6 protein-coding genes are annotated in these 6,230 nt (G+C 20.0%); 4 read left to right on the forward strand and 2 right to left on the reverse strand.

The genetic code is table 11. The annotated features are described in order from the left end of the window. The 4 genes from leuC to dapA form a co-directional block, all read left to right on the forward strand. On the forward strand, nt 1-1,242 hold a 1,242-nt coding region (gene leuC, locus GJT84_RS00285; RefSeq protein ID WP_246208498.1), incomplete at its 5' end, for a 3-isopropylmalate dehydratase large subunit. 3 nt (nt 1,243-1,245) lie between these two features. Continuing rightward, nucleotides 1,246-1,848, forward strand: coding sequence for a 3-isopropylmalate dehydratase small subunit (leuD, locus tag GJT84_RS00290; RefSeq protein ID WP_168866892.1), 603 nt, complete (start codon nt 1,246-1,248; stop codon nt 1,846-1,848). A 23-nt stretch (nt 1,849-1,871) separates the two neighbouring features. After that, a complete protein-coding gene (gene adk / locus GJT84_RS00295; RefSeq protein ID WP_168866894.1) occupies nt 1,872-2,525 on the forward strand; it encodes an adenylate kinase in 654 nt (217 codons plus the stop codon). Between the two features lie 91 nt (nt 2,526-2,616). Next, complete coding sequence (dapA, locus tag GJT84_RS00300; RefSeq protein ID WP_168866895.1) at nt 2,617-3,495, forward strand: 4-hydroxy-tetrahydrodipicolinate synthase; 879 nt, start codon at nt 2,617-2,619, stop codon at nt 3,493-3,495. Here the strand turns inward: dapA and glyS are convergent. Both glyS and GJT84_RS00310 read right to left on the reverse strand, forming a co-directional pair. Beyond that, nucleotides 3,487-5,559, reverse strand: coding sequence for a glycine--tRNA ligase subunit beta (glyS, locus tag GJT84_RS00305; RefSeq protein ID WP_168866897.1), 2,073 nt, complete (start codon nt 5,557-5,559; stop codon nt 3,487-3,489). The genes dapA and glyS overlap by 9 nt on opposite strands. 25 nt (nt 5,560-5,584) lie before the next feature. After that, nucleotides 5,585-6,230, reverse strand: a 646-nt coding sequence (locus GJT84_RS00310; RefSeq protein WP_168866898.1) for a glycine--tRNA ligase subunit alpha, incomplete at its 5' end; no start/stop codon positions are given.

Genomic DNA, 6,230 nt, shown 5'->3' on the forward strand with positions numbered 1-6,230 from the left:
AAACCTTATAAAACATTTGCAACAATGGATCATAATGTATCTACAATAGTAAAAAATATTAATGGTTCTGGAGTTATAGCAAAAAAACAAATGGAAAAATTAATTAAAAATTGTCAAGAATTTAATATTGAATTATATGATATTAATCATCCATTTCAAGGAATCGTTCATGTTGTTGGTCCAGAACAAGGTATCACTTTACCAGGAATGACTATTGTTTGTGGAGATTCACATACATCAACTCATGGTGCATTTGGAGCATTATCTTTTGGAATAGGTACATCTGAAGTAGAACATGTTTTAGCAACACAAACTTTAAAACAAAATCGTGCTAATAATATGTTAATAAAAGTTATAGGGAAAATACCAACAAAAATTACTGCAAAAGATATAATTTTAGCAATAATTAAAAAAATAGGAATTAGTGGATGTAATGGATATATTGTAGAATTTTCAGGAAATGTTATAAAACAATTAAGTATGGAAAGTAGAATGACAATATGTAATATGACTATTGAAATGGGTGCTAAATCAGGATTAATTGCTCCAGATAATATTACTTTTAAATATTTAAAAAATAAAAATTTTTCTCCTAAAGGAATATTATGGAAAGAAGCTATAAATTTTTGGAAAACATTATATACTGATAAAGATGCTATTTTTAAAAAAATTGTTACTATTGATATTTCAAAAATTGCACCCCAAATTACTTGGGGAACTAACCCAGAACAATCTATAGATATAGATAAATCAATTCCTTTAATAAATTCATTTAAAAGTTTATCTAGAAAAACAACTGCAAAAAAAGCTTTAAAATATATGGATTTACAAGAAGGTATGAAATTAACTAATGTTAATATTAATAAAGTATTTATTGGATCTTGTACAAATTCTAGAATTGAAGATTTAAGATCAGCTTCTAAAATAATTAAAGGATATAAAATATCAAATAATGTTAAAGCAATAGTAGTTCCAGGATCTCATATGGTTAAAAAACAAGCAGAATTAGAAGGACTAGATAAAATATTTATAAAATCTGGATTTGAATGGAGATTACCGGGATGTTCTATGTGTTTAGCAATGAATGGTGATATTTTATTACCAAAAGAACGTTGTGCTTCTACAAGTAATAGAAATTTTGAAGGTAGACAAGGAAGAAATAGTCGTACTCATTTAGTTAGTCCTATTATGGCCGCTGCAGCAGCTATATGTGGGCATTTTATAGATATAAGATATTTTTAAAAAATGAAAAATTATTCTTTACAATATAGTGGTATTGTTGCTCCTTTTGATCTATCAAATATAGATACAGATGTAATTATACCAAAACAATTTTTACAAAAAAATGAAAAAATAGGATTTGGAAATCATTTATTTCATAATTGGAGATATATTGATAATGATGGATATATTCCTAATCCAAATTTTATTTTAAATAAAAAAAGATTTAAAAATGCTAGAATTTTACTTACTAGAGATAATTTTGGTTGTGGTTCATCACGTGAACATGCACCATGGTCATTAATAGATTTTGGATTTCATACAATTATTGCATCTAGTTATGCTGATATATTTTATAATAATGCAATAAATAATAAATTATTATTAATAATTTTAAATAAAAATATTATTAATGAACTATTTTTTATAGTACAAAATGAACCAGGTATTACTTTTATTATAGATTTAAAATTTCAAAAAATTATTGCTGGTATAAAATCTTTTGATTTTAAAATTAATAAATTCTTAAGAGAATATATTATAAGTGATTTAGATCAAATAGATCTCACTATGAAGTATATTGACAAAATTATTATGTTTGAAAAAAAATATTTTAATTTTTTTTAAAATAATTTGAGAAACTTATTATTATGCGTATAATTTTATTAGGTCCTCCAGGATCAGGTAAAGGAACTTATGCTAGATTTATATCAGAAAAATATAATTTATCAAATATTTGTATGGGTAATATATTACGTAATTATATTATAAATAATCATTCTATTTTATCTAAACAAATAAAAAAAATTATTAGTTGTGGTTTAATGTTACCTGATAATTTAATAATTAAAATTATTAAAGAAAGATTATTAAATCAAGATTGTAAAAAAGGATTTTTATTAGATGGTTATCCTAGAAATATTTTACAAGCAAATATATTACAAAAAGAAAATATAAATATAGATAAAGTAATAGAATTATATATTCCAGAAAATAAAATTATAGAAAGAATAATTGGTCGTAGAATTCATGAATCTTCCGGAAGAACATATCATATAACTTTTAATCCACCTAAAATACCAGGAAAAGATGATATAACAGGAGAAAATTTAATTATTAGAACAGATGATAATAAACAAACAATTATTAATCGTTTAAAACAATATACTAAAAAAACAAAACCGTTAATTCATTATTATATTAATAAATCATTAAATAAAAAATTTTTTTACATTAAAATAGATAATACTGATTGTATTTTAAATGTTAAAAATAAGATTGAAAAATTTTTACAGAAAAAATAAAAATTTTAATTAAATGAATTAATTATTATAGTTTATTTTTTAAAAATTTTTTAGTATAATAATATTATTTATTTTAAATGGATTATATCAAATGTTCACCGGAAGTATTGTAGCCCTTATAACGCCCATGGATATTAAAGGTAATATTTGTAAAAGAAGTTTAAAAAAACTTATTGAATATCATATTAATAATGGTACAAAAGCTATAGTTGTTATGGGTACTACAGGTGAATCTGCTACATTAAATTATCATGAACATATAAAAATTGTAATGTTAGCAATAGATTTTGCAAAAGATAGAATTCCAATTATAGCTGGAACAGGTTTTAATTCAACATCAAAATGTATATCAATTACAGCACAATTAGAAAATTCAGGAATTATAGGATGTTTAAGTGTAACTCCATATTATAATCGTCCTACACAAGAAGGTTTATATCAACATTTTAAAACTATTGCAAATAATACTAAACTACCACAAATATTATATAATGTTCCAATTAGAACTGGTTGTGATTTATTACCAAAAACAATAGGACGTTTATCTAAAATAAAAAATATAATTGGTATAAAAGAAGCAACTGGAAATTTATCACGTATATATCAAATTAAAAGATTAGTTCATGGTTCTTTTTATTTAATTAGTGGAGATGATTCAACTGCTTTAGAATTTATGAAATTAGGTGGTCACGGAATTATTTCTGTTACAGCTAATATTGCTGCTTTAGAAATGAGTAAATTTTGTAATTATATAAAAAAAAATCAATGGAAAAAAGCAGAAATATTAAATGAATATTTAATAAAATTACATAATAAATTATTTATAGAACCTAATCCAATACCCATAAAATGGGCTGCTAAAAGAATTGGATTAATATATAATGATACAATGAGATTACCTATGACTCCAATAACTGATAAAAATAAAATTTTAATAGAAAAAATTTTAAAAGAGTTAAAATTAATATAATTGATTTATGTTCATTATTTTTAATAAAAAATTATTAATTTTATTAAGAATAGTAATTCTGTTTATTTTTATTTCTATATTTTTAATATCTACTATAACATTTTTAAAAAAATTATTTATAGGATAATATAATTCTGATAATATCAAGAGAATATTATAATATTCATTATTCTTAATTTTTAATAAAAAAATTTTTGATAATTTTAATAAATGATTATATAATATAATTTCTTCTTTTTCTTTTAAAAAAGATATATTTATTTTTTCATGAATAAAAGATTGATTTTTTAATAAAATTTTATTTATTCTTTTATAAGTATAAAGTAAAAGTTTACTTTGTTTTTTCTCATTTTTAAAAAATAAACTTAATGTTTTAATTTTTATATCTGATATTAATGGTTTATTAATAATATTTGTTAAAACTGACTGGACAATATTTTTTTCAAAACCTATTGATATATACCAATTTTTACATCTATTAATTATAAATTTCATTAAGTCATTAATAATATTGATATTATCAAAATTATTTTTATATAAAGAAATAGATTTTTTTATTAATTTTAATAAATCTAAATTTAATTTATTATTAATTATAATTTTTATTATAACTAATGTAATTCTTTTTAATGCAAATGGATCTTTATTACTTTTAGGAAATAAAGAAAGACCAAAAATACCAACTAAAGTATCAATTTTATCTGATAAAAATAATACACAAGAAGTTAAATTATTAGGTATTTTATCATTAAATTTATATTGATATTGTTCTTTTATAGATATACAAACATCTATATTTTCTCCATTATTTTTTGCATAATACATACCAATAATACCTTGTAATTCAGGAAATTCATGAACCATAGTTGTAGCTAAATCACATTTAGATAATTCACTAGCTCTAATACAATTATTTATATTAGCTTGTACTTTAATTGCTATATACTTAGATAATTTTTTTAAACGTATAGTTTTATCTAATAAATTACCTAATTTATTTTGAAAAATAATATTTTTTAAATTATTTAAATATTGATCAAGTTTTTTTTTAGAATCATTTTTAAAAAAAAATTGAGCATCTTCAAATCTTGATTTAATTACTTTTTCATTTCCTTTAATAATTAAATTATTATTTTGAGATTCAACATTAGATATAAAAATAAAATTTGGTAAAAGATTATGATCTATATCATATAAAGGAATATATCTTTGATATTTTATCATAATATATTCTAATATTTCATATGGTAAAGATAAAAATTTAGGATCAAATGTAGCTGATAATATAACTGGCCATTCTACCATAGATGTTAATTCTTCTAAAAAATTATTTGATATGTTTATTGATCCATTTAAAGAATAAGCAATTTTTTTTATATTATTTAATATTTTATCTTTACGTTTAAAAAAATTTACAATAATATTTCCTTTATTTAAAAGATACTTTTCATATTGATTAGCATTATCTAAAATAATTTTAGACTCTCCCATAAAACGATGTCCATTTATAATCTTACTAGATTTTATATTCAAAATATTTATTTTAATATTTTTATTTCCTAAAAAAACTGTTATTTTTCTTATAGGTCTAATAAATTTTATACTATCTTTATTTTTAATATTCCAATACATTAAATTTGGTATAGAAAAATTAGTTAAAGAATTTATTATCATCTTTGTTAATAAATATTTAATATTTATTCCTTTAATTTTTTTATTATAAAATAAATAATTATTATTTAATATAATTTTATCTGTATTTTTAATTTGAAATTTTTTAATCCAATGTTTTACAATATCTATTGATAATATATCTTTATTATAATAATTATATATATTAGGTCCTTTTATTTTTAATGTATAATCTAATTGTATTATATTTAAATCATATGCTTGAATTGTAATTCTTCTAGAAGTAGCAAACCATATAATTTTTTTATATAAAAAATAATTTTTTTTTAATTCATGTTTAAAATTATTAAAAACTATTTGAACTGTTTTTAATAAATATTGAGAAGGAATATCCTCTATACTAATTTCTAATAATAAAGTTTCTTTTTTCATAGTAATAATATTTCCTATTTTAAAGTTATTTAATATAATTATAATATTTTTTAACTACTGATTTAGTCATATTTCTTAATTTTAAAATATATCTTTGTCTTTCAGTATTAGATAAAAACCTACGAGATTCTAATAAATTAAAACAATGAGAAGCTTTTAAAACTTTATCATAAGCTGGGAAAATTAATGGATTTTTTAAATTTAATAAAAATGTTACTTCTTTTTCATAATGTTGAAAACAATTTATAAGGAATTTAATATCAGCATAATTAAAATTATAATCAGATTGTTCTAATTCATTTTGTTGTAAAATATCACCATAAGTTACTAAATTATTTTTATTTTTACTCCATACTAAATTAAAAATATTTTCTACTTGTTGTATATACATACCTAGTCGCTCTAAACCATAAGTAATTTCTCCTGTTATTGGATTACATGGTAAACCACCAATTTGTTGAAAATATGTAAATTGACTTATTTCCATTCCATTTATCCATATTTCCCATCCTACTCCACTAGCTCCTAGAGTAGGATTTTCCCAATTATCTTCTACAAAACGAATATCATTTTCAATTAAATTTAATTTTAATACTTTTAATGATTTTAAATATAATTCTTGAATATTATTTGGAGGTGGTTTCATTATAACTTGAAATTGATAATACTGT

It is taken from the genome of Enterobacteriaceae endosymbiont of Plateumaris sericea (genome assembly GCF_012562605.1).
In the GTDB taxonomy this organism is placed as follows: domain Bacteria; phylum Pseudomonadota; class Gammaproteobacteria; order Enterobacterales; family Enterobacteriaceae.